A 25,722-nucleotide genomic window follows, 5' to 3' on the forward strand; every position below is an offset into this window, starting at 1 on the left:
GTTCAGGCTTTTCCTGCTGCCGGGAGGTCCTTGGTGGCCGGACCTTCCAGGAGCTTCCCTTCGTTGGTGAAGCGGGAGCCGTGCAGCGGGCAGTCCCACGTCAGTTCGCTGTCGTTCCAGTGCAGGATTCCGCCCATGTGGGTGCAGACGGCCGAGAGTTTGCAGGTGGTGCCGGCAACAGTGGAGACGGCTACCGGCTTTGTCCCTTCGCGGTAGACCTTGCCTTCGCCTTCGGCCGGGGCCGCCGGGGCCGGGGCCGGATGCTTCTTGTCCTTCCGCAGGCCTTCGGCGGCCACCTGCCCCCAGCCGGATGCCAGCTTGGCGGCTACGCCGGCGTTCAGGGCGACGGCGGACAAGGCCCCGGAGGGCGATGTGACGCGGTGGTGGATGGTGTCCGCCCAGGGCACGTTTCCGCCCAGGATGTCCGCGGATATACCGACGGCGGCCGCCACGGCATTGGTCATGCCCCACTTGTTGTAACCGGTGCCGAAGTAGACGTGGCCCCCGCCCCGCGGGAACTTCCCGAAGAAGGGCATCAGGTTGGTGGGCAGGTAATCCTGTGCGGACCAGGTGTGGGTGGCCACTGCCCCGGGGTAGTGTTGTCCGGCCCAGTCCAGGAGGCTGCCGAGATGGTGCTTCTCGGACCGCGCCCGGCCTACATGGTGCCCGTGCCCGCCCACCAGGAGCAGCCGGCGGCCATCCAGCTCATAGTCCCGCAGCGAGTGCGTGGGCTGCTCGACCGAGATGTACATGCCCGGCGGAGGGGCCTGGTCCTCCTGCAGCTGCAGGGCAGCGGCATAGGAGCGGCTTGGCTTGAGCTTGGCGAAGTAGAGCCCGCGGTCCAGCACCGGGATGCCGGTGGCCAGGACTACCTCGTTGGCCGTGACTGTTCCGCGGTTGGTGTGCAGCGTTGCGGGCCGGGTGCCGGAGTGGTCCTGCACGCGCACCCCGCCAACCACCGAGCCGCCGCGGCTGCGGATGTCGGCCACCAGCGCATTCAGGACCTGCATGGGGTGGATCTGCGCCTGGTCCGCGAGGCGGACCGCGCCGTGGACAGGGAACGGCAGTCCGGCGTCGCGCACGTACTCCATCTCCAGCCCTGCCGTGGTGCCGGCGCTGACCTCTTCACGGAGCTTTTCCGTCCCCTGGGCGGACGCGGCGTAGGTGTAGGCGTCCCGGCGCTGGTACGGCACGCCCTGTTCCTCGAGGTACCGCAGCAGCCAGGCCTGGCCTTCGCGGTTGGCGTCCACGTATGCCTGCACCTGCTTCTGCGAGTACTGGCGGGAGAGCTGTGACAGGAACGTCCCCTGCAGGAGCGTCACCTTGGCCGTGGTGTTCCCGGTGGTCACGGCGCCCGGGTGCCGGGCTTCCAGGACAAGGACGTTCTGCCCCGAGCGGGCCAGCAGCAGCGCGGTCACCAGTCCGGTGAGGCCTGCGCCGGCCACCACTGTGTCATAGCTGCTTCCCGGCTCGAACGGGTCAGAAGTGAAGGATTCGCTGCCGTCCAACCAAAGTGACGTCATGCCAGTTCAACCTGCCTCCGGTCTGAAGGCCCTGATGGGGCCGGTTTTGTAATGGGTCTGTTATAGACCTGCATCTATCCGCGGCGGATTTGCTAAGTATACTTACGATGTCGGGGTTTAAGTCTATGGTCAGGTGGCAGCCCGGCAGCCATGATGTGAACATAACGACAAACAGCAGGAGAAATCATGACAAGCATGAGTTCCGACGGCCGAGCAGTGGGCCGGACCAATATCCAAAAAGCAGCCCTTGCAGTAGGTGCTGTCTTCCTCCTGGTGGGTGTCCTGGGCTTCATTCCCGGCATCACCAGCAACTACGAGACACTGGGTTTCGCCGGACATGAGTCCGAGGCGCTGCTGCTGGGCATCTTCCAGGTGTCGATCCTGCACAACATCGTCCACCTGCTCTTCGGTGCAGCCGGCATCGCCATGGCCCGGAGCGCCGCGCAGTCCAGGAACTACCTCATCGTCGGTGGCGCCATCTACCTGGTCCTGTGGATCTACGGCCTCCTGATCGCCAAGGACTCCGCAGCCAACTTCGTCCCTGTGAACGTGGCGGACGACTGGCTGCATTTTGTCCTTGGCGTGGGCATGCTGGGCCTGGGATTTGCCCTGTCCAGGGGTACGGCCCGCGCCGGGCGCACCACCACAGCCCACTAGGAACACAGCACTGACACCAATACCCACCTAATACGGCAGGCGGTCCGGCATTGTGCCGGACCGCCTGCTTTTTTGGTTTGTGGGAACTAGGCCGGCTGGAACGCGCCGATGCTTAGCAGGGTGATGCCGGCGTTGCTGCAGGCCTTGGTGGGCTGGGGCAGGAAGAGGGATGCGGTGTCTTCGGGCGGGTAGATCCGGTAACCGGCGGCATCCACCATGGCGCAGTCCGGGTAGTTCCCCGCCTGGGTGTAGCGCAGTACCGCCGAGCCGGTCTGCCCCGGGGCCAGGAGGACGTCGGTGGGTGCCACGGCTTCATCGCGGGTGGCAGGAGCGCCGATGGGCGCGCCGGCACCGTTCGCCGCCAGGGAAACGCCGGCGAAGCCGCGCAGGATGCACGGCTCCGAGCCCGTGTTGGTGAGGTTGAGCTTCATGTACACACTGCCGGCCGCCCCGCCGCCGCTGGCATCCATTGCTGCCGAGAGCCCCGCCGCCTTGCAGAGGTCGGGCGTCCCCGGCTCCGGCGCAGCCGTGCTGGGTGACGTACCGGCGGACGACGGCGGCGCGGGCGTGGAGGGCGGCGCGGACGTAGCGTTCGGGCTGGCTGAGCCGGTGCCCGGTGCCGTCGTCGTTTGCGATTGCGGCTGGCTTGGTCCGCACGCGGTAAGCATCAGTGCTGCCGCCGCGGCCGCCGTCGTCATGGCCAACCCCTGGAATATTTGCTGAGACCTCATGGCACCACCTTCGCGGGAGCAGGTGCCCCCGTCAACGGAGCCACGAGGCGGGCGGGCATTTTGATGCCCGGATCGTGATGATCCGGGCATCAAAGCGGCCGCTTTACTTCTTTGCCGGGCCGGCAGTGCCGTTCCGCCGGGCTGCGCCCCGGGCGAAGGCGGCGCCCCCCAGGGCCAGGCCTGCGGCCCCGGCTGCGAGGCCCGCCCAGCTGCGTGCGTCCGCGCCGCCGTCGGTAACTGCCGCAGCCTGCCCGGCGCCGTGGGAGGCAGCGGCGGAGGCTGCCCCGTGGGCGTCCGTGCCTGCCGCCCCGGTCACCGTAAAGGACGGGGCCGGGGCTGCCAGCGAGTGGGGGTCCTGCCCGTCGCCCGCGATTTCGGACCAGTCAGTCTGGCCTTCCTCGCAGGTTTGGAGGGTTGGGAAGTGGAGCGTTGTTCCCGCCGCGTCCGGCAGTTTCACCGAGAGGACCAGGGTATCCCTGAGCTCGTGTTCCAGCGGAGTTTTGGCGGTGTAGACGATCTGGCTGGTCCGCTTGGTGACGGATGTTCCGTCGGCAAGTTTCTTCGGCTCGGCCAGCTGCTCGGTCACCTTCTCCACGCTCCAGTTGGGGTTGACCGTGGGCTGGGCGTCGTTCAGCTCCGGCGGCAGCGAGATGGCCACTTTGGTGGTGGGTGACTCTTCGCAGCCGTGGGGTACGGCGAAGGTGAGCAGCGCGTAGGAATTGGCCGAAGTTTTGTCCGGCGTCACGCCCACGTGCGCGGCGGCGCCGCCGGCACCTGCCAGCAGGAGTACGGCAGCAGCGCCGGTTGCGGCGGACGTTTGCAGGGCACGGCGAGGGAAGGTGGTGTTCATGGGTTGCCTTTCTGGCGCACGCCGGAGACGCCGGAGTGCGTAAGTGTTGTGGGGCCCGACGGCAGGGTGCGTGCGGGTCAGGAGGAAAGTACGACGGCGGAAGGCGGGCCGCGCCGGCTGTCCTGACGGAGGTTGCGCCAGGGGCGCAGGGGTACGGCGGCGGGGGTGGCGGGCGCCGAGGGTGCCGGCCCGTCGTCGAAAACTGCCGGCCGGGGAAGCTCAACCAGCGGCCGCAGCCAGGCAGCGAGGGCCCAGAGGGCGTCCTCGCCTTTGGCCAGGAGGAATGCGGACCCCGCCGTTGCCAGGACGTGGGCCGCCAGCATCATCAGTCCGGACTCAGTGCCGGATCCGTAAAGAGGGTCTGCTCCGTAGAGGTGGTCCAGGACGGGCGCGGGGGCGGCAGGCCACCCACCGTGGCCGCCATGGGACGCGGTTCCCGTTGCTGCGCTGCGGGCCCCGGTCACCGTGAAGGCCGCGAATACCTCATGCAGCACCAGTTGCGCGCCGCCCAGGAGCGCCGCCAGCACGGGAAAGCCCAGCCGCAGGCGGGTGGCGGCAGTGGCGCCGAGCGCAGTCAGTGCCAGCACCGCCAGCAGGAGGCTGGGCGCGGGAAGGACTCCGCCTGCGGCAAGGTGCGCCCCGCCGGCAAGGGCCAGGACAGCCGTGGACAGGGCTGACGCCCGGAGGAAGTGGAAGGGCGTCCGCGGACGGTGCATGTGCACGGGGCGGCCCCTTCCCGGTGATGGAACGGCCGGCACGGGCGCCGCCGGTCAAAATGATGGTCTGGTCCAGATTCTACCGGTGGCTGCAGCGCTTCTGCTGTGATGCGGGACGCCGGGGCACAGCCGGCGGAAGCTATGTACCGGCTCTTCAGGGCCGCGTTAGACTGCCAGCGTATGTGTCGGCGATCTTGAGGAGAAGTTCATGGACTACACCGGAAGCCAGTCAGAGAAAGTTGTTCCTGCTGGTGAACTTGGCCGCAGCCACATCGGCCAAACCATCAGCTTCCAGCCCAACGACTTCACCGTGGTTTTTGGAAAGCTGGCCGGCATCGCCCGCACGGAGGCGATGGTTTACCTGTCCCTGCAGGGCGTAGGCAACGGCACGCACCTGAAGGACGAGTACGACCTGCCGTTCACGCACGATGTCTACGTGCCGGTGGACGTCATCTCGAATGCGGAATCCACCATCAAGGACCTGTTCGGCAAGGTGCAGGAGAACCTGCGCGGTGCCGGGCACAAGGGCGGCGAGGACCGGACCGACCGGTTGTAGCGTCCAGTCCTGATTGGCAGGGCGCATAAGTGCGGGAGAAGGCTGGTATCCCTGGGTACCGGCCTTCTGCTGTCTTCCCGGGCGGGGGAACCCAGCCCGAGAATTGTTGAACAATACCTTGCGGAGATTGTTCAACAACCTGTATCGTCGTTCGGGACGATCACTGTGACTCCAGTCACCCTAGGTATTGGACAGATCCATGGCAGACACCGGCATCAAACTGAGTATGAGCTCTTCCGCCCGCCGAACGGCCCTAATGGGAGCCATGTTCCTGATGGCCACCAGCGCCATCGGCCCCGGCTTCATCACACAGACCACGGTCTTCACCGCGCAGATTGGTGCCTCGTTCGCGTTCGCGATCCTGGCCTCGATCCTCATCGACATCGCTGTGCAGATGAACGTGTGGCGCGTTATCGGCGTCTCCGGACTCCGCGCCCAGGAACTCGGCAACAAGGTAATCCCCGGCATCGGCTGGTTCCTGGCCGGACTCGTCTTCCTTGGCGGCATCGTCTTCAACATCGGCAACATCGCCGGAACTGGCCTGGGCGCGAACGCCATGATGGGTGTTGACCCGAAAGTGGGCGGCATCGTTTCAGCCGTCGTCGCCATCCTGATCTTCCTCAGCAAGAAGGCCGGCATGGCGCTGGACCGGATCGTGGTCCTGCTCGGCGCGCTCATGATCCTGCTGATGATCTACGTGGCCGTGGTGGCCGCCCCGCCCCTGGGTGAGGCTTTGAAGAACACCTTCCTGCCCGAGACGGTGGACTTCCTCATCATCACCACCCTGGTGGGTGGAACCGTGGGCGGCTACATCACGTACGCCGGCGCCCACCGCATGCTGGATTCCGGGGCCACCGGCGTCAGGCACGTCAAGGAGATCACCCGCAGCTCCGTCCTGGGCATTATGGTCACGGGCCTCATGCGGGTCCTGCTCTTCCTGGCCATCCTGGGCGTCGTGGCCGGCGGGACCGTGCTTACCAGCAACAACATGGCGGCCGAGGCCTTTGGCGCCGCAGCCGGCGAAATCGGCCTCCGGATGTTCGGCATCGTTCTCTGGGCCGCCGCCATCACCTCCGTGATCGGCGCAGCCTTCACCTCGGTTTCCTTTATTACCTCTTCCCGCACCTCGGAGCGTAAGCGCAACCTCATCACCGTTGCCTTCATCGCCGGCTGCGCCATCGTGTACGCGTTCCTCGGCCAGGCACCGCAGCAGCTGCTGATCTTCGCCGGCGCCTTCAACGGGCTGATCCTGCCGGTCGGCTTCGCCGTGCTCCTCTGGGTAGCCTGGCGGCGCCGGGACCTGCTGCACGGCTACGTGTACCCCAAGTGGCTGCTGATCGTCGGCGTCCTCACCTGGTTCCTGACGTTGTTCCTGGGGTGGAACTCCGTCATGGGCCTCGCGAAGCTGTGGTCATGACCGGCCGCGCGTCCCTGCTTCCCGCCGAGGCCCGCGAGGCCTTCCGCGCCGGCCTGGTGGAGCCGACGTCGGGATGGTCCCGCGGCTATGCGCAGGCCAATGTCCTGTCCATCCCGCGGGAGCATGCCTTCGACCTGCTGCTCTTCGCCCAGCGCAACCCCAAGCCATGCCCCATCCTGGGGGTCCTGGACGCGGGTGAGACCACCGGGCCGCTGCTTGCCGGCGGGGACATCCGGACGGACGTCCCCAAGTACACCGTCTACCATGACGGCGTGAAGGTGGACGAGCCCACCGACATTAGCGGGTACTGGCGCGATGACCTGGTCACGTTCCTGATCGGCTGCTCCTTCACCTTTGAGGCAGCGCTGCAGGACGGGGGCATCCCGATCGCCCACATTGACCAGGGCGTGAACGTGCCCATGTACCGGACCAACCGGCAGTGTGATCCGGCCGGTTCAATGTCCGGGCCGCTGGTGGTTTCCATGCGCCCGGTTCCCGCGGCGCAAGTAGCCGACGCCGTACGCATCACTTCCCGCTACCCGGCTGTCCACGGCGCTCCCGTCCATGTGGGCAACCCGCACGAACTGGGCATCAGCGACCTGTCCCGGCCGGACTTCGGGGATGCAGTGAAGATACCGGACGGCCACCTGCCGGTGTTCTGGGCCTGCGGCGTCACACCCCAGGCGGCGGTCATGCAGTCCCGGCCTCCACTGGCCATTGGCCATGCACCCGGCCACATGCTGATCACCGACGCACGGGACAGCGTTTACGTAGTCCCCTAGGCACAAACAAAAGGGTGTGGGGCAGGAGGAAACTCCTGCCCCACACCCTTTTGGCGTGTCCGTGCCTGGCCTATCCGGCCTGCTGCCGTATCCCGGAATGGCTGTCCCGCCCGGCGCCCAGGTGCGCCAGCAGCTCCGCCTCCGCCTCGTCCAGGTAGGCGCGCAGCCCTTCGGCCGCCTCCTGCCGTTCCCCGGCGCGCAGGTGCTTCACCAGCATCACGTTGCGGTCTACGTAGTGGCTGTGGAAGTCCGGCGCCGAAGCCATGGTGTAAAACACCAGCCGCATTTCGGCCAGCACCCGGTCCATCAGCTCCTGCAGGGAAGCGCTGCCGGTCAGGGCCACCACCGCACCGTGCAGTGCCTGGTTGGCGTCTGCCATGTCAGGTACCGATCCGCTGTCCTTTGCCTGCTGCGCCCGCTGCACAATGGCTTCCAATTCGTCGAGCACCCCGGGCGTCAGCTCGCCCCACAGCACGGCCGCAGGCTCGATCATCCGCCGCACCCGGTAGATTTCGCGCACTTCCTCCACTCCCGGCGAAGCGACGAAAACGCCCCTGTTGGGGATACGCGTCACGATGGATTCGCCAGCGAGTGTGGTGAAGGCCTGGCGCAGCGTGTTCCGGGAAACGCCCAGCGCTGCGCAGAGCGGCTCCTCGGACAGCTTGGAACCCGGGGTCAGCTCACCTGCCGCAATGCGGCTGCGCAGCACCGAGGCGATCCACGCCGTGGTGTGGGCGTGTTCGGCTGTGCCGTCTGCCGGAGTGTTCATTGGTTTCCCCCATTTCCCGTCGACTAACGATGCTAGCTGACGGTGCCCAGCACCTCACCGCGGGCCACCGCGGTACCCGGTTCCTGCCCGCCCCGGCGGAAGATGCCGGTACCGGAAGCCACCACCACGGTTTCCATCTTCATCGCCTCCAGGACGGCCACCGGCTCTCCGGCACCAATCCCGGCTCCGTCGGCGGCTACCCACTTGACCAGGTTTCCGCCCATGGGAGCCGTCACTTCGCCGTCGGCATCCGCCTGCTCCCCGGCTGGTGCATGCCCGACGGCGGCGCCGCCGCCGTGGAGCAGCGCGTTGAACACCTGTGCCGGCAGTCCGAGCTGGACGGCCTTGCCGTCGATTTCCACGGTGATGGTTTCACGCCGGGCCACGGGGCCCAGGGCACCGCTTTTAAGGGACGCGTCGAGGCGTCCGCCGAACTCCGTTTCGATCCAGGTGGTGTAGACGCCCAGCTGGTCCGAAGCGGTGAAATCCGCGTCCCGCACCACAGCCCGGTGGAAGGGAACCACAGTGGGAACACCCTCGATCCGGAGTTCGTCCAATGCAGCACGGGCCCGGCGCAACGCCTGTGCCCGGTCCTCGCCGTGGACAATCAGCTTGGCCATCAGGGAATCGTATTCCGCCGGAATGACGGAGCCTGAACGGACACCGGAGTCCACCCGGATCCCCGCTCCGGTGGGGGCCTCGAAGACCTCCACGGTGCCGGGGGAGGGCAGGAAGCCCCTGCCTGCGTCCTCGGCGTTGAGCCGGAATTCGATGGCGTGGCCGGAGGGCGCCGGATCCTCGGTGACGGAGACCGGGAGCCCGGCAGCGATCCGGAACTGTTCGCGCACCAGGTCCAGCCCGGACGTCATCTCGGTGACCGGGTGCTCCACCTGCAGGCGGGTGTTCACTTCCAGGAACGAAATCACACCGTCGGGAGCCACCAGGTACTCCACTGTTCCGGCACCGGTGTACCCCGCCTCCCGGCAGATGGCGCGCGCGGACTCATGGATGCGGCTGCGCTGTTCCGGGGTAAGGAAGGGGGCCGGTGCTTCCTCAACGAGTTTCTGGTTGCGCCGCTGCAGGGAACAGTCACGGGTACCCACCACCACCACGTTCCCGTGGGTATCGGCCAGGACCTGGGCCTCGACGTGCCGGGGCCGGTCCAGGAAGCGCTCCACGAAGCATTCGCCCCGGCCGAAGGCAACGGTTGCCTCGCGGACGGCGGAGTCGAAGGCGTCGTCGATGTCCTCCATCCGGTGCGCAATCTTCAGGCCCCGGCCGCCGCCACCGAAGGCCGCCTTGATGGCTACCGGGACGCCGAACTCCGAGGCGAAGGCGCGCACCGCGTCGGCGTCGGGCACCGGCCCGTCCGAGCCGGGGACCAGGGGCGCGCCGGCCCGGACGGCTATTTCGCGCGCGGTGACCTTGTTGCCGAGGCTGCGGATCGCGTCGGGGGAGGGGCCCACCCAGGTGAGTCCGGCGTCGAGGACTGCCTGCGCAAAGTCTGCGTTCTCGGAAAGGAAGCCGTACCCGGGATGGACGGCGTCTGCGCCGGACCGGCGGGCAATGTCCAGGAGCTTCTGGATGTCCAGGTAGGTCTCCGAGCCGGCCGATCCGCCCAGGGCATAGGCCTCGTCGCTGAGGCGGACATGCAGGGCGTCGGCATCGGGGTCCGAGTACACGGCCACGGACACCAGTTCCGCATCGGCGCAGGCGCGGGCGATCCGGACGGCAATTTCACCGCGGTTGGCAATCAGGACTTTTTTCATGGTTGCTTCTTTCACGTGCTGGGAGGAGGGGCCAGGGGCTGCAGCGTTTCGGGATCCACGTCAACGAACCGCACCGCGGTGCCGGGGGGAAGCTGCGCGGCGGCAGGAAGGTCTTCGGGGATGACCGCGCCGATCACCGGATAGCCTCCGGTCACCGGATGGTCGGCCAGGAACAGGACGGGAAGGCCCGACGGCGGGACCTGCAGTGAGCCGGCCACCACGCCTTCGCTGGGAAGTTCGCCGGTCCGGGCCCGTTCCAGGGCCTTGCCTGGGGCTCCGGACCCGTCACTGCCGACGTCCAGCCGGACGCCGATGCGGTTGGATTCGGCGGTTACCGTCCACTCCTGCCCGGTGAGTGCCTGGCGGGATTCCGGGGTGAACCAGTCGTGGCGGGGGCCGGTGGTGATGCGCAGGACTACAGGTTTCCCGGCCGCCGCGGACCCGAGTTCCTTGGGCAGGGTTGGCGGTTCCGGCTGGCCCACGGCGCGGGCGGTGTCTACAGCGCCGATAGGCAGCACCGTACCCGCGGCCAGCGGGGCGGGCCCGATCCCGGACATCAAGTCGGTGGAGCGGCTTCCGAGGACGGGGGGAACATCGATGCCGCCGCGGACCGCAAGGTAGGTGCGCAGCCCTGACTCAGGCGTACCCAGGTGCAGGCTTTCGCCGTCATGGAGGGGGAAGGGGGCATACATGGGCGCTGGCCTGGTGCCGTCCTGGCTGCGGATTTCGGCCTCGGTCGCAGCGCCGCTGAGGGCCGCCGTCACTTCGCCCTTCGCCCGGACGGCCAGGCCGCCGAGGACGTTTTCGATCACGGCATCTGTGGGCAGGTTTCCCACCAGCCGGTTGGCCTGCCGGGCGCTCGCCGTGTCCGCGGCTCCGGCGCGGGACACCCCCAGATCGCCCAGGCCGGGACGCCCAAGGTCCTGGATCAGGGCCTGCGGACCCGGCGCCAGGACTTCGAGGGAGTGCCCCGCGGATATGGCGGCTTTGTGCTGCGAGGGGGCCACGTGGTGCTTGCCGTCCTGCTGCCGGCCTTCCAGGAGCCGGCCGCCGGACAGCCCTCCGCCTGCGGAGCTGATGTCCACGAGCTCACGCACGGCAACGTACTGGACCCTGGTCCCGGGACGGACCAGCGCAGGCTGTTCCCGCTCAAGGTCCCACATCCGCGCGGCGGTGTGTCCGATCAGTTGCCATCCGCCGGGCGAGCGGCGGGGATACACGGCCGAAAAGTTGCCGGCCAAGGCTACCGAGCCGGCCGGTACGGCAGTACGCGGCGTGCCCCGCCGGGGTACGTTAAGCGCGTCAGTCTCGCCCACCAGGTAAGCGAAACCGGGCGCGAAGCCGCCGAAGGCCGCCGTCCACAACTGGCCCGTGTGGGCGGCCACCACGCTGTCGGTGCCCATCCCGGTGAGCCTGGCGACCTCGGCGAGGTCCTCGCCGTCGTACACCACCTCGATCTGGACGGGCGCGGACGGCGTCGCGGCAGCGCGGGCAGGCTCGGCATCGAGGCGGGTTATAAGCTCACGGGCCGCGCGGGCATTGGCCCGGGAATCGAAAACAGCCAGGACCGTCTGCGCGGCCGCGAGGACATCAACCTGCCCCGGGGCCGGGTTCTCGACCAGGCGGGCGTGCAGGGCCAGGACCGCCTCGAGGGAATCCAGTTCGACGAGGAGAGCCCGCGGCCCTGCCCAGCGGATGCCGGGCGCGGTCATGCAAAGCTCCGGATGCCCACGCCCGCCGCTTCCAGTTCCCGGCGCACGGCTGCAGCCATGGAAACGGCGCCGTCCGTGTCCCCGTGAAGGCAGATGCTTTCCGCGGAAGTCCGGATGGTGGAGCCGTCCCGGGCGATGATGGTGCCCTCGGTGGCCAGACGGACCATGTTGGCCGCCACCACATCCTCGTCATGGAGCACGGCACCGCGTTCCCGGCGGGATACGAGGGTCCCGTCAGGATTGTAGGCGCGGTCTGCGAAGGCCTCGGCCACTCCGCGCAGCCCGGCTGACTCGGCGGCCGCCAGCGCCACAGAGCCCGGCAGCAGCAGGAGCGGCAGGTCCCCGCCGAAGGCCATGACCGCGTCAACCACGGCCTTGGCCTGCACCTCATGGGTCACGATGGTGTTGTACAGCGCGCCGTGCGGCTTGACGTAGCGGATCCGGCCGCCGGCTGCCCGGGCGATCGCCTCGAGGGCGCCCAGCTGGTAAAGGACGTCGTCTGCCAGTTCGGTGGGGGAGCAGTCCAGGAACCGCCGGCCAAACCCTGCGAGGTCCCGGTAGCCAACGTGGGCGCCGATGCTGATCCCTGCCGCGACGGCTTCACGGCAGGTCCCGGCGATCGTGGAGGGGTCCCCGGCATGGAAACCACAGGCAACGTTCGCACTTGAGACGGAGCGGAAGATCGCCGCATCGTCGCCCATGGTCCAGTTGCCGAAGGATTCGCCGACGTCGCTGTTGAGGTCAATGAAGGCCATAGTGATTCTCGTCTCGTTGAGGTGGTCTCTTTAGCATGCACGAGAATCACAGATTGTTCAACAATTTTTCGGGAGTTGGAGCTTCCTGGAAAAGTCTGCAGCGGCGTGTATACGGCAGCTGGACTAGAAGACCGACCAGCCGGTCCGGTCGGAGAGGTCGGCGAGGGCGGCTGTGCCGGCAAGGGAATTTCCTTTGCTGTCCAACCGGGGACTCCAGACTCAGATGGCGCACTTACCGGGAACGATGACCAGGATTCCTCCGCCAACACCGCTCTTGCCGGGCAGGCCCACGCGGTAGGCGAATTCTCCGGCGGCGTCGTACATGCCGCAGGTCAGCATGATGGAGCCGATGCGTTTTGCATCGCTGGGGGTCAGGACCGGACCGAGTGTTCCCCGGCCTTCCCGTGCCAGGAAGAGCGCCGCTTTGGCGAGCTCGGCGCAGGTCATCATGATGGAGCACTGGCGGACGTAGTTTTCCACCACGGATTCCGCGGTCGGCCGCAGGTTCCCGAAGTCCTTGAGGAAGTGCGCCAGCGCCAGGTTGCGGCTGCTGCCTGAAAGCTCACTGGCCGCCGCGGCCTCGTCGATGAACGGCCCGCTGCTGCCCGCCTCCGCGGTGAGGAACCGCAGAAGCCAGGTGGCGGCGTCGGACGTTTCCTCCATGAGGTGGTCCGTGACCACCAGGGCGCCGGCGTTGATGAAGGGGTTCCGCGGGATCCCGTGTTCAGCCTCCAGCTGGACCAGGGAGTTGAACGCGGTTCCGGAGGGTTCCCGCAGTACCCGGGACCACAACGTTCCCGTGGTGTCGCGCTGGAGTGCCATTGCCAGTGTAAACACCTTGGAAATGCTCTGGATGGAGAACGGGACGTGGGCGTCACCGGAGCTGAACACCTCACCGGACGTGGTGGCAACAGCTATGCCGAACCTGTCGAAGGGAACTTCTGACAGGAACGGGATGTTCGCAGGGACCGATCCTGTTTCCCGCTCCGGCCTGTGGCTGCAGACGAGGTCGTCAAGGAGTGGGCGGAGCGGTGGCGCCTCGAGTGCTGTGGTCATTTCCTGCCCGCCGTACGAGGTGAAGTGCCGGTCCATTCCTGGATATGGAGCAGGGCCACCAGGGAGTCCCGCGGATTTCCAAAGTCAAGGCCTGTCACCCGCGACGCCTTGCTGATCCGGTAGTAGACAGTGTTTTTGTGCAGCATCATCTGCTTGGCGCACTCGGCAACATCCAGTGAGGCGTCGAAGTACACACGCAGGGTTTCCGCCAGCTCGGCGTCCTGCTGCAAGAGAGCTGAGAGGCTGCGGTGGCGGAAGGTTGAGGAGGAGAAGTTCCGGACTGCTTCGCGGACAAGGATTTCGCCTTCGAAGTCGTCCACGGTTGCCACGGATGTTCGGGAAGCCCTGCCCACGCAGCCCAGCAGCGCCTCCGTGATCCGGGTGATCGAGTGGAGGGACAACAGGTCCGGGGCCACCGGGCCGACGGCCGCAAAGGGGCTGATGCCAAGGTGCTTGCCTGCATCACGCACAATCGACTCGGCCAGGCCTTTAAGCCCGGGCTCCCACGTGCTGGACTTCAGGCCGGGGACGATGACGGCGGTGTCGCCTTTGAATTGGCCCACGACGGCGGATGCCTTGTAAGCCGCAGCGTGGATCGCCGCGAGGTTGGCAAGTTCGCCGTGCTTCAACGCTGCGTCGTCGGCCTGCGCCTCCGCGTCCGACATCCCGATCAGGATCAGCGCTGCGGGCCGGTCGGCGGAGATCTTCTCGCTGTGGGCGCTTGCTGCCGCCTCGGCCGGCCCTGAAAGGATCCGGGCAACACGGTCTTCCCGCATATGGACGGACTGCTGGTTGCGGTAGCGGATCAGCTCGGCCGCGGTGCGGGCGGCAGAACCCTTCAGGACATGGTCCACGTCCGGACCGAATCCTGCGCCGGTTTCCTGGAGCCAAATGTAGCCCATGATCCGGTCTCCGGCGAAGAGGGTGATGGCAACCCGTTCGCGCAGCCCGTCCTGTGGGCGCGCGGGTACCCGGACGGGAAGCCGCGTCTGGTGCAGCTCGCGGTAGGCGCCGAGGTCCTTGAGCAGCAGCTCGTATTTCCGCGGGCCGCGCCGGGCCAGGATGGACGCCTTACGCAGTTCGTCGATGTCGTTGGACACGGTGGAGTATGCCAGGACCTTGTTGGCAGCATCCTCGATGACCACGTGGCTGGAGGTGAGCCTGGCCGTGGTCTGCGCGATGGCGAAGAGGTCCTCCTCCAGGAGCGTCAGTACTTCGCTCTGGTAGCTGCGCGGCTGGATCCGGTCCTTGGCAATGGAGAGCAGCCGGTCCCAGTCCGCGCCCGGATCAACGACCAGCAGGCCGGTGCCCGCGGCGCTGAGCAGTTCCTCTGCTTCAGAGAGTTCCGCCCGGGTGCCTTTGACAGCGACCACGGGCAGGGGAGTGTTCTTCAGAAGCCGTCGCAGGGCAGGAAGGGCCGACCGGCCGCGGACCCCAATCAGGAGGACAAAGGCAGCCGACCCGTCGGGTGCTTCATCATCGGCGTCAACAATCAGGAACCGCTCGATGGCCGCGTCAGCCGGGACAGGGCGCAGCATGAGGCTGGCGAAACCCAGGGGGAGATCCGAAAGGATGTCGTCCACCGTCACCGCAGCCATGAGTTTCCTTCTGCCTTGATCCGCCGGACGGCTCTGTCCGGTCAACTCATGGTAGCGAGCAGGGAGTGGCAGAAATATGTGAGGAGATCCAAAACTGAAGCGTTATTTCCAGCCTATGGACCAAGTCAGGAACTGGCGGGGGCCGCGGCCGTGGAACCGCGGACTGTCAGGTGCGTGGGCATGACAGAGCGGTTGCGGATGCCGCCACCGGCCAGAGGATTGAGCTTCGCGAGGAGCATGGACACTGCAACCCGGCCTGCCTGTTCAATCGGGGAGGCCATGGTGGTCAACGGAGGATTGCAGAAGTCCGCGCCGAAGATGTCATCACAGCCCACGATGCTCATTTCCTCCGGCACCCGGATCCCGCGTTCGCGCAGGCGCTGGAGCATGCCGATGGCGATGAGGTCGTTGAAGGCGATGCATGCCGTCACGCCACTGTGGACGGCGGCGTCCGCTGCTGCTGCGCCTGATTGGGTCTTCGGGGCAAACGGACCCAGGCTGCGGACCTCCACGCCACGTTCCCGAGCAGCATCGGAAAGGGCCGTCCATCGCCGTTCACTCGACTGGGATGTCAGCGGCCCGGCGATATAGGCAACCTGCGTATGACCCAGTGAGACCAGATGGTCAAGCGCCTGGCTGGTGGCGGAAGGGGTATCGATGATCACGGCCGGAACACCCTCAACGTCACGGTTTATGGTGACCAGCGGAGCCTTGCCGGCTGCTGCCAGCAATGCATCATCGGTGAGGCGGGAGGCGGCCACGATTACGCCGTCTGCAGTCTTCCGCAGCTGCTCCAAAGTGCTGGCCTCCACCTCGTCCGATTCCTCCGTGTCCACCAGCAGCTGCGTGTAGCCGGCCGCCTTGAGCTGGAGCTGGGTGCCGCGGATGAGGTCAAAGTAGAAGGGGTTTGTGATATCGGGAACAAGTACTCCGACCGCTCCGGTGCGTCCCGAACTGAGCGCCTTTGCCTGGCTGTTCGGCATGTAGTTCAGCTCTGCGGCCGCTGCTTGGATTCGCTGCCGGGTACGGATGTTTACCCGGTCAGGCGTGGAAAGGGCGCGCGACACGGTGGACGCGGCAACACCGCACAGGGCGGCGATATCGTGGATGGTGGCAGGGCGGTCGGTTCCAGCCGTTTGCATCGCCATGGCGCTCCTCTCTGAACGGAATGACGGGAGGCTGTGACTACTGCCACAGCTGCACCACCTAAGGATGCACTACTGCGCCATTTTTGGCAACCGGTTGTCAAAAAGTGGCAGAATGCCTAGACTTGCCGGGTACCATTCTGTGAATTGAGCCACCCACGCGCCGTAGCTGGAACCGAAGGCTGCCCTGCCGTGGGGTTTAGCAAGGAGCTTCCATTGACCCACGCAACGCAAACGACCTGGCAGCTCTCCGGATTTGGGGATGAAATCGATCCCGATCCCGCTGTCCAGGCGTCAGTGCTTCTGGCCCTCGGAGCCAGCCACATCGAGGTCAGGAGTGCCTGGGGAACCAACGTCTCCGAACTGGCGCCCTCCCAGGTCGCTGACCTCAAGGAGATCCTGGATGCCAAGGGCCTGAAGGTCTCCGCTGTCGCCAGCCCCATCGGCAAGGTCGACGTCAGCCTTCCGGTTGAGCACGAGCTGGAACGGCTCCGTCAAATCATCTCGGCAGCCAAGGGTCTTGATACAGAATACGTGCGGATCTTCTCGTTCTACCGCGGCGAGGACCAAGGCGCCGAGGATATCCGCGAGGACGTCCTCGCCCGCATGCGGGCCCTTGCGGACCTTGCCGAGGAGTCCGGCGTCGTGCTCCTGCATGAAAACGAGAAGGACATCTACGGTGACACCCCTCAGCGGGTTCTGGACATCATGGAGTCCGTCAACTCCCCGGCACTGAGGGTGGCCTGGGACAATGCCAACTTTGTGCAGGTGGGCGTGAAGCCCTACACGGACGGGTACGCCATGCTGCGTCCCTACCTGGAGTACTTCCAGGTAAAGGATGCGCTGTCCACCACCGGGGAGGTTGTTCCGGCCGGGGAGGGTGACGGTGAACTGGACGCCACCATCGCTGCACTCAAGGCTGACGGGTACAGCGGCTTTGCTTCCCTGGAACCGCACCTTGCCAGCGCGCACGAACTGGGCGGCTTCTCCGGACCCGTGGCTTTTGGCAGGGCAGCCCGGGCCTTCGCCGCCCTGGCCGCAAAGAACGGGGTTGAGCTCGCGTGAGCATCCGGGCCGCCGTGATCGGCTGCGGTGACGTCTCCACGGTCCACTTTGAAGCGGTGGCAAAGCTCGACGGCGCCACGCTGGTGGGCGTGTGCGATCCCGATCCGCTGCGGTTGGCAGCCGCCACGGAACTGTACGGCGTTCCGGGCTTCGCCGACCATAAAAGCCTTCTCGAAGCCGTTCGGCCCGATGTGGTGCACGTCTGCACACCCCATGACCAGCACGCCTCCATTGCCGTCGACTGCCTCGAAGGCGGCGTGCACGTCATCGTCGAAAAGCCGCTGGCCCACACCCTGGCGGAAGGCCGGCGCCTCGTGGATGCTGCGGAGAAGAGCACCGCGAAAATCGCGGTTTGCTTCCAGAACCGTTACAACGCCACATCTCAGGCCATGCACGCACTGTTGGCCAGCGGTGAGCTGGGACCTGTGCTGGGGGCTGCCGCAAGCGTGATGTGGCATCGCTCCCCGGAGTACTATGCCAGCAGGCCGTGGCGCGGTTCCTGGGAAGGCGGCGGTGGCGGACTGATGATGAACCAGGCCATCCATACGGTGGACCTGCTCCAATGGCTGGTAGGGGATGTTGCAGCAGTGCGCGGCAGCGCCGCCACACGTTTCCTTGGCGGGACGATCGAAGTGGAAGACACTGCAGAATTCGTTGCTGACCACGCGAACGGCGCCAGAAGCGTTTTCTATGCAACCCTCGGCCACGCTTGGAACGCGCCCGTGACCCTCGAGGTGGTTACGGAGAAGGCCGTCCTGAGCTTGCGCGGTGATCTCACGGTCACTTACGGGGACGGGCGCGTGGACGTCATTCCCGAACGCGCGAGTGACACGGGCGGCAGGTCCTACTGGGGCGTCTCGCATGAGCTGCTGATCAGCGACTTCTACAGCCGGCTGGATGAGGCGGAACCTTTCTGGATCAGCCCTGCGGAGGCCGAAAAGTCGCTCCGAATCATCAAGGATGTCTACCGCCAGAGCTACCCAGACGCGGTCTCAAAAGTCTCGTAGCTTCCGTCAGGCAACCGATTGTTAGCGCAAAACACGCTGATTTACGCGCGCATATTCAGTGCATTCCAGAAATATTGCAAAAAGTTAGACAACCGGTTGCCAAGCGACGCTCCAATGCGTACGCTGGATCAACAAGGCCACTGTGGTCTACGCCACAGTCACCCTTCCATCTCCCCTTAGGCGAAAACTCAAGGAGCCGACAATGAAGTTAGGTCCCAAAGCGGCAGCTGCCGCCCTCGTACTGAGTGCCTCCCTGGCACTCACCGCATGCGGCGGCGGCGGCGCCGGTGCAGGTTCCACTGCCGCCGGCGGCACCACCGTCACGGCCTTGACCCTCGGCACACTCCGGGACATCACTTCATGGGATCCCGCCCAGGCCCACGTGGGCCATGCCCTCCAGCCCTACCAGGCAGCCTACGACACCCTGATCCTGCGGGAACCGGACGGCAAGCTCAGCCCAATGCTGGCCACCGACTGGAAGTACAACGACACCAACACCAAACTGACCTTGGACCTCCGGACCGACGTCACGTTCAGCGACGGTGCCAAATTCGATGCCGAGGCTGCAAAGGCCAACCTGGACCACTTCAAGAAGGCGAACGGCCCGCAGATGGCCCAGCTGGGCTCAGTATCGGACGTTGCCGTGGTGGACGCTGACACCATCGAGCTCAACCTCAGTGCGGCAGAGCCTGCGCTGGAATACTTCCTGAGCCAGGCCGCAGGCCTGATGGGAAGCCCCAAGGCTCTGGGAACCGACGCCATCAAGACTGAGCCGGTGGGCTCCGGCCCGTACGTGATGGACAAGGCTGCAACAGTCAAGGACAGTCAAACCGTCTTCACCGCGCGGAAGGACTACTGGAACAAAGATCTCCAGAAGTACCAGAAGCTGACCCTCAAGATCCTCACTGATCCCACCGCCCGGACCAACGCCCTGGTCTCCGGCCAGGTGGATGCCACCCTCTTGGATCCGAAGAACGGCAAGCAGGCCGAGGGTGCCAAAATGAAGCTTGAAGCCAGCCAGGTTGACTGGTCCGGTTTGCTCCTGCTGGACCGCGACGGCACCAAGAACCCGGCGCTCGCAAACCTCAAGGTGCGCCAGGCCATCAACCACGCCTTCGACCGGAAAACCATCCTGGACCAGGTCATGCTGGGTCAGGGAACGCCCACCTCCCAGCCATTCGGCAAGGACAGCGGCGCCTGGACTGAAGAGCTGGAGAACTACTACAGCTATGACCCCGCCAAGGCCAAGCAGCTCCTGAAGGAATCCGGCTTCGAGGGCAACGTGAGTATCGATGTCCCCACCCTGCCGGGTGCTGAAACGCTGATCTCCGTCCTCAAGCAGCAGCTCGCAGATGTGGGAATCACCCTTAACCCGGGTGCAGCGATCACCAACACCTTCACGGCTGACGTTGCTGCCCAGAAGTACCACGCAATGTTCTTCAACCTCTTCCAGGGCGAGCCCACCGTGGCCATCGACCAGATCGTTTCCACCAAGGCCCTGTACAACCCCTTCAAGAACACCACCCCGGAGCTCGAGGCCAAGATCCAGGCCGTGCGCACGGGCGGTGAAGATGCCGGAAAGTTGGCCCAGGAGGTTAACAAGTACGTGGTGGAACAGGCATGGTTCGCTCCGCTCTTCCGCGTGAACCAGATGTACTACCACAACGACAAAGTTAACGTCACGCCGCAGGTCCAGCAGGCAGTCCCGTCCATCTACAACTACTCGCCTGCCAAGTAGGAACCCATGATCAAGTTCATTGCGAAAAGGCTGGGCAGCGGTCTGGTGGTGTTGTTCGTGGTCTCGGCGCTCACCTTCACCTTGCTCTACACGTCCAGCGGAAGCATCGCCCGGAACATCCTTGGCGACCAGGCCACCTCTGAACAGGTTGCCTTGAAGGAACAGGAGCTTGGGCTCGACCAGCCTCTTGTGGTCCGTTACTTCGCCTGGTTGGGTGATGCCCTGACCGGAAACCTTGGAGTTTCCTGGTTCACCTCGGAGCCGGTGGCCAGTTCCCTGGCCACCCGCATCCCGGTGACCATGACCATGGTTTTCACCGCAATGATCCTGATCGCCATTTGCGCAGCACTGATCGGTGTTGCCGCAGCCGTCAAGCGCGGCTGGGTGGACAGGGTGGTCCAGGTGGGCGCGATCGTTGGCGACTCCGTCCCGGGGTATGTGATCGGCGTGTTCCTTGTGACCGTCCTGGCCATCCAGCTGGGCTTGTTCCCGGCCACCAGCACCATCTCTCCGGGAGTTGGGCCGGAGGCCTGGGTCTACTCCATGACCCTTCCCGTGATTGCGCTGCTGGTCAACGGCGTGACCGGCGGTGCACAGCAGATCCGCAGTGCCGTGATCAAGCAGCTCGAACGTGACTACGTCCGGACGCTGCGCAGCCGGGGCATCGGAGAGCGGGAAATCCTCTTCAAGCACGTGCTGCGCAGCGCCGCCCCTGCGGGCCTCACTGTTTTGAGCCTCCAGCTGATCGGCATGCTGGGCGGTGTGGTGATCATCGAACAGATCTTCGCCCTCCCTGGCATGGGACCCCTGGCGGTCGCCGCCACCAGCCAGACTGACCTGCCCGTCGTCATGGGAGTAGTCATGTACACCGTAGTGGTGGTCATCGTTGTGAACCTCCTGGTAGACATCCTCAATGGTTGGCTCAATCCGAAAGTGCGTGTGTCATGAGTGATTCCGTAGAAACAGCGGCCGTGGCCGCGCCGGCCCTGACAGGCCAGAGCGGCACCGTGGTCCGTTCGAGTGTGATGCGTCGGCTCCTCAGGAATCCCCTGGGCATTGCATCCCTGGTGATCCTGGGAAGCATCGCGCTGCTGGCCATCTTCGCCCCGGTGCTGGCACCGTTCGAGGAGAACTTCGCGAATATCGCCAAGACCCTCGCGGCACCGGATTCGGTCAACATCCTGGGCACTGACAGCGCAGGCCGTGACACCTGGAGCCGACTGCTCTTCGGCGCGCAGTTGACGCTGCTGTCCGCGCTGCTGTGTGCCGGCGTCGCCATTGCCATCGGCCTCCCCGCCGGCCTCATCGCCGGTTACTATGCAGGCAAATTCGAAGCCGTCTCCAACTGGGTGGTCAGCATCCTGATGAGCCTGCCCGGCCTGATCGTGCTCCTTACCATCCGCGCCGCTTTCGGCCCGTCGGTCTGGATCTCCATGATCGCCTTCGGCATCCTGATCAGTCCGTCCTACTTCCGCCTCACCCGCACAGCGGTGCAGTCGGTGCGGAACGAGCTCTACGTTGACGCGGCCCGCGTTTCCGGCCTGTCCGACCTGAGCATCATCGCGCGCCACATCTTCTCGGTGGTCCGCGCCCCCATCATCATCCAGACCGCAGCCATCGCCGGTGTGGCGATTGCCATCCAGTCCGGGCTCGAATTCCTGGGCCTGGGCGACCCCACCAAGGCCACCTGGGGCGTCATGCTCTCCGAGGGCTTCAAGAATGTCTATCTGACCCCCACGCTGCTTCTCTGGCCCGCCCTCGCCATGGCACTGACAATCGGCGGCCTGGTCCTCCTGGGCAATGCCATCCGGGACGCCCTGGAAGACGGTGAAAAGATCAAGCACCGCCGCAGGCGCACATCCAGTGCGGGTACCCCCGCAGGCAGTACGACGGCGGAGCCCGCCAAGGCGCGCCCGTCACGCAAGTCCGTGGCCGCCGTCGAAAGCGGAACGGAGCACCACCTCGTGAAGGTGACGCATCTCGGCGTCGGATATCCGCAGGCGGACGGTTCCGTCAAGAAGGTGGTGGACGACGTGTCCTTCCACGTGGACCGCGGTGAGATCCTGGGCATCGTGGGCGAATCGGGATCGGGCAAGTCCCAGACGGCCTTTTCCATCCTGGGACTGCTCCCGGACAATGCCCGCATCGTGGCCGGTTCAATCCAGTTCGACGGCAACTACACGGTGGCTCCGGGGGAGGACCGCGTGAACCAGGAGCGCCTCTCCAAGCTCCGGGGCAAGCGGATCTCCTATATCCCCCAGGAACCGATGAGCAACCTCGACCCGGCGTTCACCATCGGCTATCAGCTGGTGACGCCCATGGTCCGCGTCCTCGGGATCCCGAAGGCCGAAGCCCGGCAGCGGGCACTCAAGCTGCTCTCCGACGTCGGAATCGCCAACCCGGAACGGACCTTCGAGGCCTACCCGCACGAAGTCTCCGGCGGCATGGCCCAGCGTGTGCTGATCGCCGGCGCCATCAGCTGCGAACCGGACCTGGTCATCGCGGATGAGCCCACTACCGCCCTGGACGTTACTGTGCAGGCCGATGTGCTGGACCTCCTGCGCGAACTGCAGCAGCGCCTCAACATCGGCGTCATCCTGGTGACCCACAACTTCGGTGTCGTGGCTGACCTCTGTGACCGCGTGGTGGTCATGCAAAACGGGAGGCTCGTGGAAGAAGGAACTGTCCGCGACATCCTCCGCAACCCGAAAGAGCAGTACACCCAGACCCTGTTGGGCTCCATGCTGGAAGGAAAGAAGCCCATGACCATGCTTGTTTCCCCGCCGCAGGGACCAGTCCCGCACGAATCGGCCGGGACTTCTCCAGCCGGACAAAACCCAGCCGCAGAAAAGGAACCGGTCGCATGAGCGAACCACAGAACGCCCCGCTGCTGTCAGTGGAGAACCTGGTGGTTGAGTACCCCAGCAAGCGCTTCAGGGCGAGGCCGTTCCGGGCGCTGACGGACATCAACATCGCCATCGGGCAGGGCGAAACCCTTGGCCTGGTGGGGGAATCCGGCTCCGGCAAGACCACCCTGGGCCGGGCCGTCCTGGGACTGGCACCCGTGACCCAGGGCAAAGTGGTCTTCGAAGGCAACGACATCAGCCACGCCAGCCGCAAGGAGCGTCGGGTCCTTAGCCGGGACCTGCAGGTGGTCTTCCAGGACCCCTACACGTCCCTGAACCCAGCACTCGAAATCGGGGACATCCTCGCAGAGCCGCTTGGCGTGCAGGGCATGGAAGCCGCGGCCGCCAAGAAACGCGTCAAGGAACTGCTGGACCAGGTGGGGCTTCCCTCGGATGCGATCCACCGGCTGCCCCGAGAGTTCAGCGGCGGCCAGCGGCAGCGGGTGGCCATCGCCCGGGCACTGGCCCTGTCGCCGAAGCTGATCGTCTGCGACGAACCCGTCAGCGCCCTGGATCTCTCCACCCAGGCCCGCGTCCTGGACCTGTTCCTGCAGATCCAAAAGGACACCGGCGTCTCCTACCTGTTCGTCTCCCACGACCTGGACGTGGTCCGGCACATCAGCCACCGCGTGGCCGTGATGTACCGCGGCGAAATCGTGGAGCAGGGCCCGGCCGACGTTGTCACCAGCGATCCCGAACACCCCTATACCCAGCGGCTGCTGCTGGCCTCGCCCGTTCCGGATCCGGACCGGCAGGAACAGCGCCGCGCAGACCGGCACCGGCTGCTGGAAGCGCAGCGCCAACAGACTGAACAGGCGGGTGCCGCCGCCTAGGAAGCGCGGTACCGCATCCAACAAATGGCCTTCACCGGCCGGAACACCACGGAGGAACACAGTGGCCAAAATAGGCGTACAAGCCATGATGCTCAAGGACAGCTTCGCTGACGTGGGGGCGTTTGAAACACTCCGCAAGGTCAACGCGATCGGTTACAACGCCGTCGAAATCTCCCAAATCCCCATGACCCCGGAAAATGTGGCCGAGCTGGACCGCTCGCGCTCGGAACTGGGGATGGACATCGCAGCGCTGTCCGTTGCCGTGGAGGGCCGGAAGGGGATGCCCGTCGAATCGCTGGCGGACAACTTCGACAAGATCGTGGATGATGCGAAGCGCCTTGACACGTCGCTGCTGCGGATCGGGATGCTGCCGTTCGGTGCCATGAAGTCGCTGGACGCCGTGGTCTCGTTCGCCCGCCAGGCCAACGGCTACGCGGAGCGGCTGCAGGAACACGGCATCAGCCTGTACTACCACAACCACCACGTGGAGTTCGCGAAGTTCGACGGCAAGTACATGCTGGACATCATCGCCGAGAACTCGCCGGCCATGGGCATGGAAATCGACGTGCACTGGGTCCAGCGCGGCGGCCTGGACCCCGTCCGGACCTTGGAAAAGTACGCCGGCCGCACCGCGATGGTGCACCTCAAGGACTACCGGATCGGCCAGATGCCAGAGTCCTCCTTCGGCCTCCTGGAGTCCGGCGACTTCGCCGGGTTCATGGCCGAATTCCGGAATGTGGTGCAGTTCGCCGAGGTAGGCGAAGGCAACCTGGACTTCCCGTCTATCATTCCGGCTGCCCAGGCCGCCGGGGCAAAGTACCTGCTGGTGGAACAGGACGAGCTGTACGGCCGTACCGTGTGGGACGCCCTGCAGACCTCCTACGACAACCTGGTGGCCATGGGCCACGCAGACCTTTTCTAGATTCCGAAAGAGACGGAGAACTCATCCATGAGCAAGAAAGTACGCCTGGGCATTATCGGCCTGGGCCAGCAGGGCGGCGCCTACGCCAGGTTCATTACGGACGGCCTGGTCCCCAATATGGAAATCGGCGCCATTTGCGACGTTGATCCCGCCAAGAAGGAAGCGGCGGCTGCGTCTTACCCGGGCGTCCCCTTCTACGAGGACTACATCGCCATGCTGGAAAGCGGCGACGTGGACGCGGTCGTCACCTGCGTGCCGCACTTCCTGCACCCGGAAATGGGCATCGAAACCCTCAAGCGCAACATCCACGCGCTGGTGGAGAAGCCGGCGGGCGTCTACACCAAACAGGTCAAGGAACTGAATGAGTTCGCGGCCTCCAAGCCTGAGCTGTCCTTCGCCATCATGTTCAACCAGCGGAACAACCCGCTGTACCGGAAGCTGAAGGACATCGTCGAAAACGGTGAGATCGGCGCCATCCGCCGCACCAACTGGATCATCACCAATTGGTGGCGGCCGCAGGGGTACTACAACTCCAGCGAATGGCGCGCCACCTGGGGTGGCGAGGGCGGCGGCGTCCTGGTCAACCAGGCGCCGCACCAGCTGGACCTGTGGCAGTGGATCTGCGGCGTGCCCAAGTCCGTGTACGCCAAGGTGGCATACGGCTTCCGCCGGGACATCGCTGTCGAGGACGAGGTCACGGCAGTAGTGGACTACGGCGACGGCGCCACCGGTGTCTTCGTCACCGCCACCCATGACATCGTGGGCACGGACCGGTTCGAGATCCTGGGCGACCAGGGCAAGATCGTCGTCGAAAACTCCAAGACCGCCACCGTCACGCGCCTGAAGAAGCCCGAGCGGGAACTCAGCGATGGCATGGACATGGACGATGTCCGGAAGCTGTTTATGGGGCAGCTGAACCCTGAGCAGTATTACAGCACCGAGGTTATCGAGTTCGAGTCCGCCTGGGGTTCACAGCACTCGGGCGTCCTGGAGAACTTCGCTGCCAACATCCTGGACGGTACACCGCTGCTGGCCCCGGGCTCGGACGGCATCAACGGCGTCCGCCTGGCCAATGCCATCCACCTCTCCAGCTGGACCGGCTCCGAAGTGGGGCTGGACTTCGACGAGGACCAGTTCCTGGCCGAGCTGAACAAGCGCATCGCCGATGAAGGCAAGTTCCCCGAGCGCTCCTGATTCCCGCCCGGCAACCGCTGG

The 25,722-nt window shown here is 65.6% G+C and carries 23 protein-coding genes and 1 pseudogene; 13 read left to right on the top strand and 11 right to left on the bottom strand.

Annotated elements, in window-relative coordinates; all coding sequences use genetic code 11:
• Positions 1–2 precede the first annotated feature (2 nt).
• Entirely contained in the window at positions 3–1,523 is a 1,521-nt protein-coding gene (locus ASPHE3_RS03260; RefSeq protein WP_041651939.1) for an FAD-dependent oxidoreductase, read from the bottom strand.
• Positions 1,524–1,709: 186 nt separating this feature from the next.
• Here ASPHE3_RS03260 and ASPHE3_RS03265 point away from each other — a divergent pair, with 186 nt between their 5' ends.
• Positions 1,710–2,180, top strand: a complete 471-nt coding sequence (locus ASPHE3_RS03265) for a DUF4383 domain-containing protein (protein WP_174266584.1) — start codon at positions 1,710–1,712, stop codon at positions 2,178–2,180.
• 86 nt (positions 2,181–2,266) lie between these two features.
• Here the strand turns inward: ASPHE3_RS03265 and ASPHE3_RS22870 are convergent, their stop codons facing one another.
• Positions 2,267–2,650: a DUF4232 domain-containing protein gene (locus tag ASPHE3_RS22870; protein ID WP_322786500.1), complete on the bottom strand. Its 384-nt coding sequence runs from the start codon at positions 2,648–2,650 to the stop codon at positions 2,267–2,269.
• Between ASPHE3_RS22870 and ASPHE3_RS22875 the strand changes: the two genes are divergently transcribed.
• A complete protein-coding gene (locus ASPHE3_RS22875; RefSeq protein WP_322786501.1) occupies positions 2,610–2,903 on the top strand; it encodes a hypothetical protein in 294 nt (97 codons plus the stop codon). The two genes, ASPHE3_RS22870 and ASPHE3_RS22875, sit on opposite strands and share 41 nt — an antisense overlap.
• A gap of 111 nt (positions 2,904–3,014) precedes the next feature.
• Here the strand turns inward: ASPHE3_RS22875 and ASPHE3_RS03280 are convergent, their stop codons facing one another.
• Both ASPHE3_RS03280 and ASPHE3_RS03285 read right to left on the bottom strand, forming a co-directional pair.
• Entirely contained in the window at positions 3,015–3,761 is a 747-nt protein-coding gene (locus tag ASPHE3_RS03280) for a YcnI family copper-binding membrane protein (protein ID WP_013599813.1), read from the bottom strand.
• 77 nt (positions 3,762–3,838) lie between these two features.
• Positions 3,839–4,483: a hypothetical protein gene (locus tag ASPHE3_RS03285; protein ID WP_013599814.1), complete on the bottom strand. Its 645-nt coding sequence runs from the start codon at positions 4,481–4,483 to the stop codon at positions 3,839–3,841.
• Positions 4,484–4,685: 202 nt separating this feature from the next.
• Here ASPHE3_RS03285 and ASPHE3_RS03290 point away from each other — a divergent pair, with 202 nt between their 5' ends.
• The 3 genes from ASPHE3_RS03290 (at position 4,686) to ASPHE3_RS03300 (ending at position 7,232) form a co-directional block, all read left to right on the top strand.
• Positions 4,686–5,033 (top strand): hypothetical protein, encoded by a 348-nt coding sequence (locus tag ASPHE3_RS03290; protein WP_013599815.1) that lies wholly within the window; start codon positions 4,686–4,688, stop codon positions 5,031–5,033.
• 199 nt (positions 5,034–5,232) lie between these two features.
• The gene (locus tag ASPHE3_RS03295; protein ID WP_013599816.1) at positions 5,233–6,450 is read left to right on the top strand and encodes an NRAMP family divalent metal transporter; all 1,218 of its coding nucleotides are present in this window, start codon (positions 5,233–5,235) and stop codon (positions 6,448–6,450) included.
• A complete protein-coding gene (locus ASPHE3_RS03300; protein ID WP_013599817.1) occupies positions 6,447–7,232 on the top strand; it encodes a putative hydro-lyase in 786 nt (261 codons plus the stop codon). The genes ASPHE3_RS03295 and ASPHE3_RS03300 overlap by 4 nt, the downstream gene beginning before the upstream one ends.
• 70 nt (positions 7,233–7,302) lie before the next feature.
• On the opposite strand, the gene ASPHE3_RS03305 is transcribed toward ASPHE3_RS03300, so the two are convergent.
• The 7 genes and pseudogenes from ASPHE3_RS03305 to ASPHE3_RS03335 form a co-directional block, all read right to left on the bottom strand.
• Positions 7,303–8,001, bottom strand: a complete 699-nt coding sequence (locus ASPHE3_RS03305; RefSeq protein WP_013599818.1) for a GntR family transcriptional regulator — start codon at positions 7,999–8,001, stop codon at positions 7,303–7,305.
• A 32-nt stretch (positions 8,002–8,033) separates the two neighbouring features.
• Positions 8,034–9,770, bottom strand: a complete 1,737-nt coding sequence (locus ASPHE3_RS03310) for an ATP-binding protein (protein WP_013599819.1) — start codon at positions 9,768–9,770, stop codon at positions 8,034–8,036.
• Between the two features lie 11 nt (positions 9,771–9,781).
• Entirely contained in the window at positions 9,782–11,482 is a 1,701-nt protein-coding gene (locus tag ASPHE3_RS03315) for a 5-oxoprolinase subunit B/C family protein (protein ID WP_013599820.1), read from the bottom strand.
• Positions 11,479–12,237, bottom strand: a complete 759-nt coding sequence (locus tag ASPHE3_RS03320) for a LamB/YcsF family protein (protein ID WP_013599821.1) — start codon at positions 12,235–12,237, stop codon at positions 11,479–11,481. The genes ASPHE3_RS03315 and ASPHE3_RS03320 overlap by 4 nt, the downstream gene beginning before the upstream one ends.
• Positions 12,238–12,360: 123 nt before the next feature.
• A pseudogene (locus ASPHE3_RS03325) lies at positions 12,361–13,293 on the bottom strand (glutaminase).
• Positions 13,290–14,891: a PucR family transcriptional regulator gene (locus tag ASPHE3_RS03330; protein WP_013599824.1), complete on the bottom strand. Its 1,602-nt coding sequence runs from the start codon at positions 14,889–14,891 to the stop codon at positions 13,290–13,292. The pseudogene ASPHE3_RS03325 and the gene ASPHE3_RS03330 overlap by 4 nt, the downstream one beginning before the upstream one ends.
• Before the next feature lie 125 nt (positions 14,892–15,016).
• On the bottom strand, positions 15,017–16,033 hold the full coding sequence (locus tag ASPHE3_RS03335; RefSeq protein ID WP_013599825.1) for a LacI family DNA-binding transcriptional regulator: 1,017 nt from the start codon (positions 16,031–16,033) through the stop codon (positions 15,017–15,019).
• Positions 16,034–16,252: 219 nt separating this feature from the next.
• On the opposite strand from ASPHE3_RS03335, the gene ASPHE3_RS03340 reads away from it, so the two are divergent.
• From ASPHE3_RS03340 to ASPHE3_RS03375, 8 genes are all read left to right on the top strand, one after another.
• Positions 16,253–17,101, top strand: coding sequence for a sugar phosphate isomerase/epimerase family protein (locus ASPHE3_RS03340; protein ID WP_013599826.1), 849 nt, complete (start codon positions 16,253–16,255; stop codon positions 17,099–17,101).
• Positions 17,098–18,108: a Gfo/Idh/MocA family protein gene (locus tag ASPHE3_RS03345; RefSeq protein WP_013599827.1), complete on the top strand. Its 1,011-nt coding sequence runs from the start codon at positions 17,098–17,100 to the stop codon at positions 18,106–18,108. Before ASPHE3_RS03340 ends, ASPHE3_RS03345 begins: the two co-directional genes overlap by 4 nt.
• A 202-nt stretch (positions 18,109–18,310) precedes the next feature.
• On the top strand, positions 18,311–19,846 hold the full coding sequence (locus ASPHE3_RS03350; protein WP_013599828.1) for an ABC transporter substrate-binding protein: 1,536 nt from the start codon (positions 18,311–18,313) through the stop codon (positions 19,844–19,846).
• Between the two features lie 6 nt (positions 19,847–19,852).
• Positions 19,853–20,794 carry an ABC transporter permease gene (locus ASPHE3_RS03355; protein ID WP_013599829.1) on the top strand — a complete coding sequence of 314 codons (942 nt, stop codon included), beginning with the start codon at positions 19,853–19,855 and terminating at the stop codon, positions 20,792–20,794.
• On the top strand, positions 20,791–22,713 hold the full coding sequence (locus ASPHE3_RS03360) for a dipeptide/oligopeptide/nickel ABC transporter permease/ATP-binding protein (RefSeq protein WP_013599830.1): 1,923 nt from the start codon (positions 20,791–20,793) through the stop codon (positions 22,711–22,713). The genes ASPHE3_RS03355 and ASPHE3_RS03360 overlap by 4 nt, the downstream gene beginning before the upstream one ends.
• A complete protein-coding gene (locus tag ASPHE3_RS03365; protein ID WP_013599831.1) occupies positions 22,710–23,585 on the top strand; it encodes an ATP-binding cassette domain-containing protein in 876 nt (291 codons plus the stop codon). Before ASPHE3_RS03360 ends, ASPHE3_RS03365 begins: the two co-directional genes overlap by 4 nt.
• A 61-nt stretch (positions 23,586–23,646) precedes the next feature.
• The gene (locus ASPHE3_RS03370; RefSeq protein ID WP_013599832.1) at positions 23,647–24,507 is read left to right on the top strand and encodes a sugar phosphate isomerase/epimerase family protein; all 861 of its coding nucleotides are present in this window, start codon (positions 23,647–23,649) and stop codon (positions 24,505–24,507) included.
• Between the two features lie 27 nt (positions 24,508–24,534).
• Positions 24,535–25,701, top strand: a complete 1,167-nt coding sequence (locus ASPHE3_RS03375; RefSeq protein WP_013599833.1) for a Gfo/Idh/MocA family protein — start codon at positions 24,535–24,537, stop codon at positions 25,699–25,701.
• Positions 25,702–25,722 lie beyond the last annotated feature (21 nt).

The sequence above is a fragment of the Pseudarthrobacter phenanthrenivorans Sphe3 genome, from assembly GCF_000189535.1.
Lineage (GTDB): Bacteria > Actinomycetota > Actinomycetes > Actinomycetales > Micrococcaceae > Arthrobacter > Arthrobacter phenanthrenivorans.